This is a genomic window from Arthrobacter sp. SE2, from assembly GCF_058244265.1.
The window spans coordinates 258737-271687 of the sequence record NZ_JBZAYA010000001.1; the positions used below are offsets into that span (position 1 = coordinate 258737).

The following is a 12951-nucleotide window of genomic DNA, read 5'->3' on the forward strand; positions in this document are numbered from 1 at the left end:
CGCACATGTTTTTGTTCATGGTGAGTCTGGGCCCGTGCATTTTGCTCCCGGTGACGAGCTGCCCGAGTGGGCGGAAGGTCTCGTCGGCAAACATTGCCTTGAACCTGAGGACCAGACCGACGCCCCTGACTTCACCGCTGGTGGTGCTGAAGGCGGCCGAAGCAACCCGGAAGGCACCGACAGCGATCCGGCCGACGACGCTGACAAGGGCGACGACGACGGCGAGGAAGAGGGCGAAAGCAAAGCTGACGAAAGCGACGACGTCGACCCCGCCGCGAAGACCGACGCCCCCGACTTCACCGCACCGGCTCCGCGCCGCGGCCGTCCCCGGAAGGCCTAAGCATGGCGGCCGACTACGCGACGCTGGAAGACCTCCAGGATCACTGGTCGGCTCTTCCCGCCGCGAAGGAATCCGAGGCTCAGCAGAAGCTTCATGAAGCGTCCGTTGAAGTCCGGGCACTGTACGCGGATCTCGACGGACGCATCGTCGCTGGACTCATTGACGCTGATGTGCCGCGCCTGGTTGTGTGCCGAATGGTCAAGCGCGCGCTTGAGCCGAAGGACGAGAACGCGCCGCCGTCGGGCATGGAGTCATTCCAGTTCGGGGCCGGTCCATTCTCGATGGGTGGCAAGATGGCCAACCCTGACGGCAGCCTCTACCTGACCGCTGCTGACAAGCGGCTCCTTGCCAAGTCGAAGCGGCGTCAAGCCTTCATGATTCACCCCGGAGGCTGACGTGGGCATTGTGAGCATGTTTCCAAAGTCGTGGCGCACCGATGTTGTGGTGCTTCGCGGCGGCGGCCGTGATGCGAAGGGCAATCCGTTGCCAGTGCAGGAGATCCCGTTGACTGACTGCATCGTCGGCCCGCGTGCCACGGCTGAGCCGCTGGACCGTTCCGACGTCGTTGACTCGAAAGCGGTCCTTTACCGGGATGCGGGCTTTGCGTTTCTGCCTGCTGACCGTGTCCGCGTCCCTGATGGCGCGCGCATGGCTGGCACGTGGTCTGTTGAGGGCCGCCCGGGCGAGTGGCCGTTCGGTTCCGAGGTTGGGTTGGTGATGGGCTGATGGGTCTGCACAAGGTGCCAGGTTCGAAGTCGTACCTTGCTGACGATTCGGGGCTCAAGGATCTGGGAACGTCGTCAGCAGTCGCTGCGGCTACGTTGTCCGCGGCGCAGCGCCTGGCCGGGAATGCGCAGGCTGTGGGGCGTGGCGCTTACGAGGCCGCCCCTTCGACGGTCACCGTTGGTTGGACGAACGATCGGCGCGCCGGGGCCGTGGTGCGCGAGTCCCGGGCCGACTGGCGTGATACGCGCGACGCGATCTTGCTGCGCGTCGCTGAGGCCATGAATGCGAGGGGCAGATGATTGATGCTCTGGTTTTCCCGGACACCCGTGAAGCGCTGTTCGATCTGATCGACGGTGAAACGCACCTCGGGAAGCCGGTCAAGGTCGTCTATCAGCTCCCCGCCGACAGCTACGGCGCGATCAAAGGGCCGTTCCCGGTCGCGCTGGTTTACGCGGGCGGCGGTACACGCGGCTTTGTTGACCAAGTCGACCGGGCCACGATCGAGGTCTACGCGCCTGGCCAGCAAGCCGTGAACACGCTGGTGTCCATCAGCGCTTCCATCATCGGTACGGACATTGAAACGCCCTCGGGGTTTATAGACAGCATTGAGGCGGACATAACGCCCGCTGATGTGCCCTACCAGTCGGACACTCTCAATAAGGCCGTCGCGACTTTCCTGGTCACTTCCCGGCCTATCTGACCCCGAACGGGGAACCAACAAATTCCAAGCCCTTGAAAGGGGTCTTTTGTCATGCCAACTTTTGCCACGATTCAGCAGGAAGCTGACGACCGAAATCTGATCCGCAAGATCCAGAAGGCCATCGCATTCCTGGCACCTCCATCGGTTGAACTGCCCACGAGCCTGTTTGGCGTCGGCGGGGCCCTGATCGACCTCAAGGCGCTCGGCTACCTCCCGTTTGGGATGGTCACCCCGGATGGTTTCGAGTTCGGCCGCGATATCAGCAAGTCTGACGTGTCCGCGCTTGGCTATGCCGGCCCGGTCCGCTCCGACATTGACACGGTGGCGCGTTCGGTGAAGATGACCGCGCTGGAAACCGGCCGGAAGCACATGCTCGAGCTGACCTACGGAACCGACCTTTCGGCGGTGACCCAGTCGGCGACAACCGGTGAGATCGTCTTCGACGAGCCGGACTTGCCCGTTGGTCAGGAGTACCGCCTTCTGATCCTGGGCAACGACGGTCCGGCCGCTGACAACTGGATCCTTGGCCGCGGCTACGGTTCTGTGAAGCTCGCCTCGACGGATTCCCAGAAGTGGGGCACCGGTGACCCGGTGCAGCAGGCATACACCTTCGACGTGTTCACGGATGCCGAGATCGGCGTCCCGGTGAAGCACTACATCGGCGGCACCGGTGCTCTGAAGCACAAGACGGCCCTCGGTTTCACCGCCGGGACCTAATCCATCCCCATAGGCACGGTGCGCGTCGCTCTCCGGGTGTGGCGACGCGCACCGTTTTCACCACGCACCCGAAGTTTCTTAGGAGTCGATCATGGCCCGCTTCATTTCAAAGGACGGCAAGCACGCCGTCGACACCGCGGTCGCTACCGAGGCCGCTGAGCTTCGCCGCGACGGCTACACCGAAGAGAAGGGCGAGGCCCCCAAGGCCGACGCCGCCAAGCCCACCAAGTAAATCCACCCCTCACACCCGGAGGTAACACCATGGCTGCAAACGACAAGCCGACCGTCCACCTTTCCCTCGCGAGCCTTCGCAAGGAGGTTGCCAAGCCCGAAGTGTTTCGCGTTGCGTTGTCCGCGTCCAAGATCATCACGTTCCCGGACCTTTACGCTGTCGAGTCGGTCGAGGCCGAGGAGATCTTCGGCGCCCTGAATCAGAGCTCGACCAACTGGGACGCTCTCGAAAAGTGGCTGACCAAGGCTGATGCTGCGGCTTTGAAGGCTGAGAAGCTGTCCGTCCGCGAGCTGGGCGCCGTCGTGCAGGCTGCAATCGCCTACTACGAGCAGACTGTCGGCACTGCGGGAAACGCCGCCGCCTCCGCGAGCTAGTAAGCCGCTACCGTCCCCAGATCCGCGCCGACCTCCTGCGGGAGTACGGCGTGGATCTGGCGGAATGGTACGCCGCGGGCAGGTGGGTTGGGTTGCTCGAACTGATCGACATGCTCCCCACTGCCTGCAGGCTCAACGAGGCGATCGCTAACGATCCCGAAATGGCCGCCATCTTGGCTGAGCAGAGGCTGTCACGCCGTGACGACGATGCCGATCCGTGGGCGCCGCCGCTTTCAGAGTTCAACCTGAACATCACTGTGCTGCGCGAGATCCTGCACGCCGTCAAAGGCTTGCGGCAGGTCAGTATCGCAGCGGCCGGCGGGAAGCCTGGCGAAGAGACGCCTTTCCCCGCCCCGTACACCGAGATTGACCGCGCTGTCGAGGCCGCGGAACGCAACTGGGCCGAGATGTTCGTCCAGCAGTTCGGATTCTCTCCGGAGGACATCTGACAACTTCATAGGAGGCCAAATGCCCACGATCGGTGTCGCCGACATCCTTGTGGTCCCGGTATTCAAGGACCTCCAGAAGAAGGTTGGTAAGGAGCTCGACGCTGCCGCCAGCACTGCTGGTGACAGCGCCGGTAAGAGCCTCGGCAGCAAACTGACTGGCGCTGTTGGCGGGTTCATGTCCGGGACCATGAAGGCCGCTGGAATCGCTGGCGGGCTGACCGTCGGCGCGGCCTTCGGTACGGCCCTCGCGAAGGGCTTTGGACGGCTCCAGGCAATCGAGGAGGCCAAGGCCAAGCTCAGCGGCCTGGGCCACTCAGCGGAGACCGTGCAGGGCATCATGAACGACGCGATGGCTGCCGTGAAGGGCACGGCTTTTGGCCTTGGTGATGCCGCGACAGTCGCTGCCGGTGCCGTCGCTGCTGGCGTGAAGCCGGGCAAGGATCTCGAGAGAACTCTGAAGCTGACTGGGGACGCGGCGACAATCGCCGGTGTCGGGATGGGCGAAATGGGCGCCATCTTCAACAAGGTGAGCGCGTCCAACAAAATCCAAGGCGACGTTATCGCCCAGCTGAACGACGCGGGTATCCCGATTATCCAGTTGCTTAGCAAGGAGCTCGGCAAGTCCGCCGAGGAAACCGTCAACCTGGCTTCCCAAGGAAAGATCAATTTCGAGACCTTCCAGAACGCCATGGAAAAGGGTCTCGGCGGGGCTGCGCTGAAGTCAGGCGAAACCCTGCGGGGCGCGTTCAAGAACACCATTGCCTCAGTTGGCCGCATCGGCGCCTCGCTGCTCTCCGGCGTGTACCCGAAGATCCAAGCCTTTTTCGCTGGCGCAATCAATTGGCTGAAGCCTCTTGAGGAAGGCGCAAAGATCGCCGGCGCGGCGATCGGGATCTTCCTTGATAAGGCCCTTTCCGGCGCGCAGGCAATCTGGGATTTGGTTGTTGGCGGGAATTTCACGTCCAAATTTCGCGAGATTTTCCATGTCGAGGAAGATTCTCAGTTGGTCGATTTCCTGCTGAAGGTCCGCGACGGCGCGAAGGGTCTTTATGACCTGATCGTCGGGGGCGACTACACGGGGAAGCTGCGGCAGGCGTTCGGCTGGGAAGAGGATTCCCGTTTCGTTGACTTCCTTCTGACCGTCCGCGACATGGTCCTAAAGATTCCTGACGCGCTCGGCAAGGTCATCTCGACGGGGTCCGACGTGGCCAAGTTCCTTTGGGACATGCGCGAGCCGATCGGCATCATCGCCGGTCTCATCGTCGTCTCCCTGATCCCGCACTGGGTAGCGCTCGGGGTGGAAGCAATGAAGTCCGCTATCCAGCAGAAAATCGCATGGGGGATCACGAAGGCCGAGGCCATCAAGGCGGCTTTCGCTCACTCGTGGGCCGTCACGACCATGATTGCCGGCTGGGTTCTCATGGGGACGCAGGCGACCATCCAAGCGGTGAAGATCGCTGCCGCATGGCTCATTTCCTTGGGCTGGGTCGGCCTGATCATCGCGATCGTTGCGGCCTTGGTTGCTGGCTTCATCTGGGCTTACAACAACCTCGATTGGTTCCGGGCCGGCGTCGATGCCGCCATGAAGTGGATCTCGGATGCCGTTTCGACGGCCTTCCAGTGGGTGCAAGGCGCCATTGCTGCGGTGGTCGACTGGTTTACTAGCACGGCTGTACCGGCCTGGCAGTCCGCGATCCAAGCCGTTGGCGACTTCTTCACCTACCTGTGGACGGACTGGATCAAACCAGCCATCGATGGAATCGCCGCGGTAATTACGTGGGTTTATGAGTCGGTCATCAAACCGATTTTCGACGGAATTTCTTTCGCAGTCGGCCTCGTCGGCGCGATTTTCAGCTGGCTGTATACGAACATTCTGAAGCCGGTTTTCGATAGCGCCGCCGTGGTGCTGGGCGGGTTCTACCTGCTGTTCCGGGGCATTTTTCAGGTGATCGTTTCGATCATTCAGAACATCCTGGCGCCGCTGTTCATGTGGTGGTGGAACAACGTCATGGTCCCGGTTTTCCAAGGGATCGGTTCGACCATCGCTGACTGGTGGAACTCGGCCGTCTCGATTTTCAATGGCGCCGTCGGTTTCGTCCGGGACGTCCTTGCGGCCGTGTTCACGTGGTTCCACGACGCGATCATCAAGCCGGTGTTCGATGCCATCGGTGCTGCCATTTCGTGGGTTTCTGACAACGTGATCAAGCCGGTTGTGGACGCTTGGAACCTGTGGTTCGGAACGATCCTCCCAGCGGCTTTCACGTGGCTCTACAACAACGTCATCAAGCCCGTTTTTGACGCGATCGGCAACGCCATCAATTGGGTGTGGCTAAACGTCATCAAGCCCACGATCGACACTTGGGTGTACTTCTTCCAGAACATCCTCGCGCCGGCCGTGAACTGGCTCTACCAGAACGTCATCAAGCCCGCCTTCGACGGCATCGGTTCGGCGATCAAGTGGGTTTGGGAAAACGTCATCAAGCCCGTCTTCGACACCCTTTCGGACTTCATCACTAAGACCATTCCGAAGGCCTTCGAGGACGGCGTCGGGTTCATCAAGAAATTCTGGGACGGACTACAGGAAATCGCGAAAGCACCGGTCCGCTTCGTCGTGGACACGGTCATCAACGATGGCCTGATCGGCGCGTTCAACACGATTGCCGGGATCCTGCCTGGCGTGGACAAGCTGCCGCGTGTGGCACTCCCCAAGGGCTTCATGAACGGCGGCTACACGGGCAACGGCGCCAAGGACGAGCCTGCGGGCATCGTTCACGGCGGCGAGTTCGTGTTCACCAAGGAGCAGACCCGCCGCGCTGGCGTGCGGAACCTGTACGCCTTGGCTGACTCGCTGGCCGGTTACATGAACGGCGGGTACGTGAATCCGTTGAAGCAGATGGTCGAAACGCAGGGCTACAACCGGGTCCACAAGGGCATCGACCTTGCGGCTTCGGTTGGCACTCCGGTGTTCGCGACGGAGAACGGCCGTGTCAGCTGGTCCGGTCCTGGCATTGCGGCGCCGGGTGTTTGGGGCGGCAACGAGATCCACGTCGACGGCGGCTCCGGCATCCAGACATGGTTCGCTCACTTGTCCTCGATGGCTGTGAGGGTCGGCGAGATGGTTCGTGCCGGGCAGCAGATTGCGCTGTCGGGTAATACGGGCATCACGTCCGGGCCTCACCTGCACTTCGGCACGTTCGCCGGCGGCTGGCCAAACGACATCGACCCGCACGGCTACCTTGGCGGGGCGGGGATTCCATCGGGGGGCGGCTTCAATCCGTTCGGCGGGATCATCGACGGGCTGCTTTCGCAGTTCAAGTCGGCGTTTCCGGCTGCGGGCATCATGGCTGACATTGCCATCGGCATCGGCAAGAAGCTGTTTAGCACTGTCGCGGACGTCATCACCGGCGGCGGCAAAGGCTCCGCAATCGGTGACCCTGCGCTGTATGACCTTGGGGGCATTCTGCCCCCGGGTGTCTCGCAGGTCGTCAACCGGACCGGCCAGCCTGAGGCGATACTCAACCCGCAGCAGTGGGCCGATATTCACCGGCTCGCGACTCTCCGGGCCGAGGGCGCCGGCGGCCGTGGGGACGTGATCTTCAAGGGCAACGTCGGATGGGATCCGGATGAGGTTGCCAACCGTATCGAAACGAAGCGGCGGGATACTTTCGCCGCCTTCGGAATCTAGGAGGTCACATAGTGGGTATCGTTTACGCCGCCCCGTACAGGCCGCCAGCACCTCCGGCGAATCCGTGGCGGGGCATTGGCCTGTCATGGACGGGCTGGGATGGCAGCGAGTGGGAGCTCACCAACCCGGCCGCAGGTTTGTTCCTGCGGCCGGGGGTGCGCGGGCTACAACTGCCGGCGTTTGAGCGGCAGTCCAGTTCGTCGCCCGCAGTGGCCGGGTCAAGGCATCTCGGCACATCCACCAAGGACCGGGATGCATTCTGGCCGCTCTACCTGTACTCGGATACGAGCTCTGCCGAGTTCATGGAGCGGGACCGCGCTTTCTGGCGCAGTCTCGACCCTGACTTCGAGGGCACCTGGACGGCGAAACTGCCGAACGGTGATCGGCGGACGCTCGGGCTCCGGCTGATCAGCGCTGATGACGAACTGACGCACGACACGATCCAGCGCGGCTGGGCCAAGTACGGCATCAACCTCTTGGCTGATAAGCCGTACTGGCTTGGCGAGAAAGTCACGAAGTCATGGGCGCAGGGCGACATGCGCAACTACTACATCACCGAGGCGGACCGGATTGCTTACGGTTATCCGGCGGATGCCATCCACTACCTATCGCCAGGCGGCGCGCTCGGGGAAGCGACGTTCACGAACGACGGCGACGTCGCGGCCTATCCGGTGTGGACGGTTGTCGGTCACACCACGGCCGTCTCATTCGGTATCGGCGGCAATGACATCATCGTCCCGTTCGAGATCCCCGCCGGCTACGCGGTGCAGCTGGACACTGACCCGGTCAACGGCCAGGTGCTCTGGTACGGCGAATGGGATGGGGCAACGAAATCGATCCTGTCACCCGTGGACCGTACATCGGACCTTGACCCGGGGTCGGCCTTCGTATCGATTCCTCGCGGTCAGGACCGCCCGCTCACCATTCAAATGACTGGCACCGGCAGTGTGATTGCCGAGGTGCAGAACCGGTATCGGAGGGCTTGGTAGTGACTTCCGAGATTCCCTACGAGATCGTTGTGTACAAAGGCTGGGAGTTCAAGGGGTGGGTTGGGCGGCCGCTCGATCTGAAGCCGGCCATCCGCCACAACGTGAAGTCCACCGCGACGTTCACGATCGACGCGAACCACCGGCGGGCTGCGGACCTCATGGAGCCTGGCGCCCGGGTGATGATCTACCGGCACAGCGAGTTTCAAATGTCCGGGCCCGTCAGGTTGGCCGGCGGCCAGTTCACGACGGCGGCCACGCTGAACTTCACGGTCGAGGACGATTTCCGGATCCTGAATAACTGGTTGGCTTGGCCGAAGCCGACGGCGCCGCTAACCGGGCAGGACGTCGAGTACCGGTCCATTACCGGCCCGGCTGAGACTGTCGTCAAGACGGTAATGGCCGAGGCCGCAACCCGGCTCGGTTACCCGCTGGCGGTGGCGCCGTCCCTTGGGCGCGGCACGTCAGGGAAGTACACGTTCCGCTTCCACCCGGCCTATGACCGGCTCTTTCCCGCAGTTGACCAAGCAGGGATCGGCGTGACCGTCCGGCAGCAAGGCAATGGCCTACTGCTGGACTGCTACGAACCCCGCGACTACGCGCACCATCTTTCCCCTGAGAACGGGACGGTCATCGGCGGGACATACTCGCTGGCTGCCCCGGCCGTGACCCGCGTGGTTGTCGGCGGCCAGGGTGAGGGCGTCGCGCGCGAGTTCAAAGGCTTCTCGGAGCCTGCGCGCGAGACAGCTTGGAACGACATCATCGAGGTCTTGCAAGACGCCCGAGACTCATCCTCCGGCGACGTCTACGCCGACCGCGCCAAGGAAGTCCTTGCGGAAGGTGCGCCGCTGGCCGGGCTGTCGCTCGAGCTGTCCGAGACGAAGCACTTCCGCTATGGCGGGGACGGGCTGCGCGTGGGCGACCGCGTGACGGCCATGATCCGCGGGCAAGCGTTCACCGACGTCCTCCGCGAGGCCCGGTTGTCCTGGGACAAGGACGGCGACACGGCCACACCCATTGTGGGAGAGCGCACCGACGATCCGGATACCGCCTTGGCCAAGAGAATCCGCGCCTTGCAGCGCGACAACGTAGACAGGAAGGCCCGCTAATGGCTTTGACCAGCGTCTTTTACGACGGTGTAGTGACCGAAACCGACCGGGCCAAGAACCGGGCCGGAGTGCCTGATTATGGGGTGTACGGTGCCGAAGACTTCAAAGTGAAGCCTCACCCGTCGATCCCGTATGCGGTCATCGTGACTAAGGGCAAGGCCCACGGCTGGGGCGTCACGGACGAGGCCGGGACGGATCAGGTCGTGCAGTGCGGGACAATCGTCTCGGGTGTCCGGTACGACCTAATCTCGGTGCGTAGGAACTGGCAGCCTGCAGCAGGCGGCCCGTCCACACTCGTGGCGACTCCGGGATCTGCGGATGCCGAGATCCCCGCAGCGCGCAAGACCGGCCCCGGCGTCGAGGATGACCAGCCCATCGCCTTTGTCAAGTGGAAGGCCGGGCTGAGCGCACCGGAGAAGATCATCGACTTGCGCTGCTGGGCTGGTAACGGTGGCATGATCGCCAAGGATGAGCTGGCACTCGGCTACCTCGCCAGTCTGGGCGCCTCAGTCAAGATCAATGGCAACCGATGGTCCTACGAGCTCTTGGCCAACGACATGCCCGGTTGGGTCAATGAGGACGGCGTGGGGCCTTGGATCCAGCTGCCGCTTGAGGCGGGATGGTTGAACAATGGCGGATCGAGGGCCAGTGCCCGCATCTTGTCCCGTGGCCAGCTTCTTCAGGTTTCAGCCGACGTCCGGTATTCGGGCGCTGCTGGTTCGGTTGTTGAGCGGTGGATTATCGCCAAGCTCCCACCGGGACTTCAGCCGGTGGATACAACTTTTGTTCCGGGCACGACGAACGGTTATCGTTCCGGCACGTTTTACGTCGTCAATGGTGTAGGAATTTCGGTCGGCCCTTACCCACAGGGGAACATCTGCCAGCTCAACGGAATCGCGGCCATGAAATGATCGCCGTCCTCAAGAACCTGTGGTTCATGATCCAAGAGCCTCGTTTCTTCTCCATCTGCTATTGCGGCGCATACCTGATGATGGCCATCGCTGGCACGGCCGTCCTGCTTGACCCTCCCCGGACGATGCAGAGCGGCCTTGGAGAGATCTTGGTCCATGTCTGGGCAGGGCTGCTGATCTTCGGCGGTGTTCTCGGTTCGCTGACGACTTTGCCGGGGATTTGGTGGCTCGAACGGCCCGCCACGATCGCATGCATGTTCGCGATCGCGATCTATGGCGCGGCGGTTCTTGCGCTCCCTCTGACGCAGCCGAGCGCCCGGATCGTCTCAATGTGCTTCATCGCGTTCGCCCTGCTCACGTTCGCTGTCCGACTAGTGAAGATCAAGCACTTCGCCTACGACCCCGAAAAGTAGAGGTCCAGCGAATGGACGGAACACAACAATTCGTGCTGGCAATGGTCAGCATTGGCGGCGGCATGGTCGCTTTGGAGCTGATCAAGGGTCTAGTGAAGTTCTTCACCGGGGCCGCAGGTCGGGAGCGCGCCCGGAACGTCACGCTGAAAGAGCAACGCAACGAGGCTTGGGCGGATGCCGAGCGGGAGCGTGACCGAGCCGACCGGGAAGCGCATAACCGGCGCATCACCGAAGAGTATGCCTCCCAGCTGCGCCGAGACTGCACCGAGCATGGCATGACGGATCAGGAGCTTCGGCCTTGGCCTGTCCTGAAAAGGCCGCCGCCTGACAGCACCACCTAAACAAACCCTCGAAAAGCCCTGGCAGTTGCCGGGGCCTTTTTCATGCCCGGAAAGGGGCCATCATGAAGCTCTCGAATCTTGCAAATGTCCTTCGCGCCGCAGGACTGACCGTCGTTGAGACTGCCGGCTGGGTTTCCCGCGGTTACGCGGGCCAGGATCTCGCTGACGTGCGCGGTGTCCTCTGGCACCACACCGCGACGAACCGTGGTGCGTTCGCTGGCTCCGACGCGCCGACTCTGAACATGTGCATCGGTGGGCGCTCCGACCTCGCCGGGCCCCTGTGCAACATCGTGTTCGGGCGCAACGGCACCGTCTACCTTGTCGCTGCGGGACTGGCGAACCATGCGGGCCGCGGTTCGGCCGCCGGGATTCCGACGGACGCCGGGAACTATTACCTCATCGGCATCGAAATGGAGTCCTCCGGGGTCGCGCCGTTCGACTGGACTGAGGACCAGCTCAGGGTTGCGCCGCACCTGGGCGCGGCACTGGAGCGGGCGTACCTCTTGAACCAGCCGGAGGAACTGCGCCTGCAGCTCGGCCACCTCGAATACTCCTCCGAGGGCAAGATCGACCCGGCTGGCTGGCCGGGCGGCATGGACGGCCTGCGGGAGTCTATCAACGCCGTCCTCGACGGCGGCGCTCCTGCACCTCTTGCGCCGGCTTCCACCCCAGCCCCGGCACCCGCGCCTCCTGCCCCCGGGCAGATCATCCGAGGTGACAACGAAATCCACTGGGTGGTTGAGCGCGGTGACACGCTCTCCAAAATTCAGGCCTACTACAACGGCCCGAGCGTCGACCAGATCGCGGCCTACAACCGCGTCGACAAGAACAAGCTGACCCCCGGCCAGAAGATCTGGATTCCCGGGCCGCTGGTGTGGATTATCGAGGCTCCCGACACGATCCGCTCGATCGCCGACTACTACGGCCTCGACGCCGGATACCTCGCCAGTCTCAACGGCCTTCCCGGGCCGGATGCCGAGATCTACATCGGCAACGTCCTCACCGTCAAGGCCTAGACCGTGCGCTCACTCCTTTGGGTGGTGGCCATCGCCCTCGCGGCGGCCACCACCTGCCTTGCGATCTACGCACTAACCGTTGTGGACGCCGTCGTTGTGGTCCTCGAACTCGTGAAAGGGGCTCTCTAATGGAGACGCTCACAACTATCATGGCCGCGGTCCTCACCGTTGTCTCACCGCTCGGCATCGCCTGGGCCAAGTCGGAATCATGGTCGAAAGTCATCAAGGTGGGTGTTCCGATCGTCGTTTCTCTGGTGATCGCTACCGGCTACCTGTGGGCGAGCGGCCAGCTTTACAGCCCGGCAGGTTGGGCCCAGACCATCCTTGCCGTGTATGGCGCCCAGCAACTCGCGTACACGACCATTCTTCGATGGTGGGCTTCGATCCTTGAACAAGCTGGACAGCAGCCCGACAGCGGGCCGGCGCACCGGGCAGACCACAAGGAGACCTCGTGACTACCTACCCTTTTGAGGCGGCGCTTTTCGTCGACGCTGTCACGTTCACACGGGCCCCAAACGCTCAGATCACTATTTTTGACGAGGCGGACACTGCGGGTGCGACGCCTCTTGTTTTGACTGACCCGAACGGCCTACCGCTGGCCAACCCCTTGACATCCTCGCCGGACGCGTTTGGGCCGAACTTCCGTGCCCCAAGCATGCGGGTGAAATGGTCTGGCGGCGGCCTGACAGGGTTCCTGTCCTCGCCCCAGGCGGTGTTGGACGAAGCTAAAGCGGCTCGGGAGGCCGCGAACACAGCGTCAGGCTCAGCCTCCGAATCTGCTGCCTCGGCCGCAGCCGCACAGGTTGCCGCCGAAGCTGCGTCCGCGACAGCAGCAGGCGGCGGATTCGCAGTGGACCCCTCAAATCCAAATGTGCTGCTCATCAGCACCAAGTCAGACGGGACTGTGGCCGTTGACCCGACCAATCCCAACGTCCTACTCATCACTGTATAA

19 protein-coding genes are annotated in these 12951 nt (G+C 62.8%); all 19 read left to right on the top strand.

Annotation, left to right across the window (positions count from 1 at the left end; translation table 11 throughout):
* The first annotated feature begins 34 nt into the window (after positions 1-34).
* Positions 35-340: a hypothetical protein gene (locus AC4CS3_RS01315; protein ID WP_490781877.1), complete on the top strand. Its 306-nt coding sequence runs from the start codon at positions 35-37 to the stop codon at positions 338-340.
* 2 nt (positions 341-342) lie between these two features.
* Positions 343-735 (top strand): hypothetical protein, encoded by a 393-nt coding sequence (locus AC4CS3_RS01320; RefSeq protein ID WP_490781878.1) that lies wholly within the window; start codon positions 343-345, stop codon positions 733-735.
* A 10-nt stretch (positions 736-745) separates the two neighbouring features.
* Positions 746-1066, top strand: a complete 321-nt coding sequence (locus AC4CS3_RS01325) for a hypothetical protein (RefSeq protein ID WP_490781879.1) — start codon at positions 746-748, stop codon at positions 1064-1066.
* The gene (locus AC4CS3_RS01330) at positions 1066-1365 is read left to right on the top strand and encodes a hypothetical protein (protein ID WP_490781880.1); all 300 of its coding nucleotides are present in this window, start codon (positions 1066-1068) and stop codon (positions 1363-1365) included. Before AC4CS3_RS01325 ends, AC4CS3_RS01330 begins: the two co-directional genes overlap by 1 nt.
* Positions 1362-1766 carry a hypothetical protein gene (locus AC4CS3_RS01335; protein ID WP_490781881.1) on the top strand — a complete coding sequence of 135 codons (405 nt, stop codon included), beginning with the start codon at positions 1362-1364 and terminating at the stop codon, positions 1764-1766. The genes AC4CS3_RS01330 and AC4CS3_RS01335 overlap by 4 nt, the downstream gene beginning before the upstream one ends.
* 51 nt (positions 1767-1817) lie before the next feature.
* Complete coding sequence (locus tag AC4CS3_RS01340) at positions 1818-2483, top strand: hypothetical protein (RefSeq protein ID WP_490781882.1); 666 nt, start codon at positions 1818-1820, stop codon at positions 2481-2483.
* 91 nt (positions 2484-2574) lie between these two features.
* On the top strand, positions 2575-2715 hold the full coding sequence (locus tag AC4CS3_RS01345; RefSeq protein ID WP_490781883.1) for a hypothetical protein: 141 nt from the start codon (positions 2575-2577) through the stop codon (positions 2713-2715).
* Between the two features lie 29 nt (positions 2716-2744).
* Positions 2745-3089, top strand: a complete 345-nt coding sequence (locus tag AC4CS3_RS01350; protein WP_490781884.1) for a hypothetical protein — start codon at positions 2745-2747, stop codon at positions 3087-3089.
* A 50-nt stretch (positions 3090-3139) separates the two neighbouring features.
* Positions 3140-3538 carry a hypothetical protein gene (locus AC4CS3_RS01355; RefSeq protein WP_490781885.1) on the top strand — a complete coding sequence of 133 codons (399 nt, stop codon included), beginning with the start codon at positions 3140-3142 and terminating at the stop codon, positions 3536-3538.
* Positions 3539-3557: 19 nt separating this feature from the next.
* Positions 3558-7223 (top strand): peptidoglycan DD-metalloendopeptidase family protein, encoded by a 3666-nt coding sequence (locus tag AC4CS3_RS01360; RefSeq protein ID WP_490781886.1) that lies wholly within the window; start codon positions 3558-3560, stop codon positions 7221-7223.
* An 11-nt stretch (positions 7224-7234) separates the two neighbouring features.
* A complete protein-coding gene (locus tag AC4CS3_RS01365) occupies positions 7235-8212 on the top strand; it encodes a phage tail family protein (RefSeq protein ID WP_490781887.1) in 978 nt (325 codons plus the stop codon).
* Entirely contained in the window at positions 8212-9318 is a 1107-nt protein-coding gene (locus AC4CS3_RS01370; RefSeq protein WP_490781888.1) for a Gp37-like protein, read from the top strand. Before AC4CS3_RS01365 ends, AC4CS3_RS01370 begins: the two co-directional genes overlap by 1 nt.
* On the top strand, positions 9318-10229 hold the full coding sequence (locus tag AC4CS3_RS01375) for a hypothetical protein (protein ID WP_490781889.1): 912 nt from the start codon (positions 9318-9320) through the stop codon (positions 10227-10229). Before AC4CS3_RS01370 ends, AC4CS3_RS01375 begins: the two co-directional genes overlap by 1 nt.
* Before the next feature lie 26 nt (positions 10230-10255).
* Positions 10256-10642, top strand: coding sequence for a hypothetical protein (locus AC4CS3_RS01380; protein ID WP_490781890.1), 387 nt, complete (start codon positions 10256-10258; stop codon positions 10640-10642).
* A gap of 11 nt (positions 10643-10653) precedes the next feature.
* Entirely contained in the window at positions 10654-10983 is a 330-nt protein-coding gene (locus AC4CS3_RS01385) for a hypothetical protein (protein WP_490781891.1), read from the top strand.
* A gap of 62 nt (positions 10984-11045) precedes the next feature.
* Positions 11046-11999: a LysM peptidoglycan-binding domain-containing protein gene (locus tag AC4CS3_RS01390; protein ID WP_490781892.1), complete on the top strand. Its 954-nt coding sequence runs from the start codon at positions 11046-11048 to the stop codon at positions 11997-11999.
* A 3-nt stretch (positions 12000-12002) separates the two neighbouring features.
* Positions 12003-12128: a hypothetical protein gene (locus AC4CS3_RS01395; protein ID WP_490781893.1), complete on the top strand. Its 126-nt coding sequence runs from the start codon at positions 12003-12005 to the stop codon at positions 12126-12128.
* Positions 12128-12454 carry a hypothetical protein gene (locus tag AC4CS3_RS01400; protein ID WP_490781894.1) on the top strand — a complete coding sequence of 109 codons (327 nt, stop codon included), beginning with the start codon at positions 12128-12130 and terminating at the stop codon, positions 12452-12454. Before AC4CS3_RS01395 ends, AC4CS3_RS01400 begins: the two co-directional genes overlap by 1 nt.
* A complete protein-coding gene (locus AC4CS3_RS01405; protein WP_490781895.1) occupies positions 12451-12951 on the top strand; it encodes a hypothetical protein in 501 nt (166 codons plus the stop codon). Before AC4CS3_RS01400 ends, AC4CS3_RS01405 begins: the two co-directional genes overlap by 4 nt.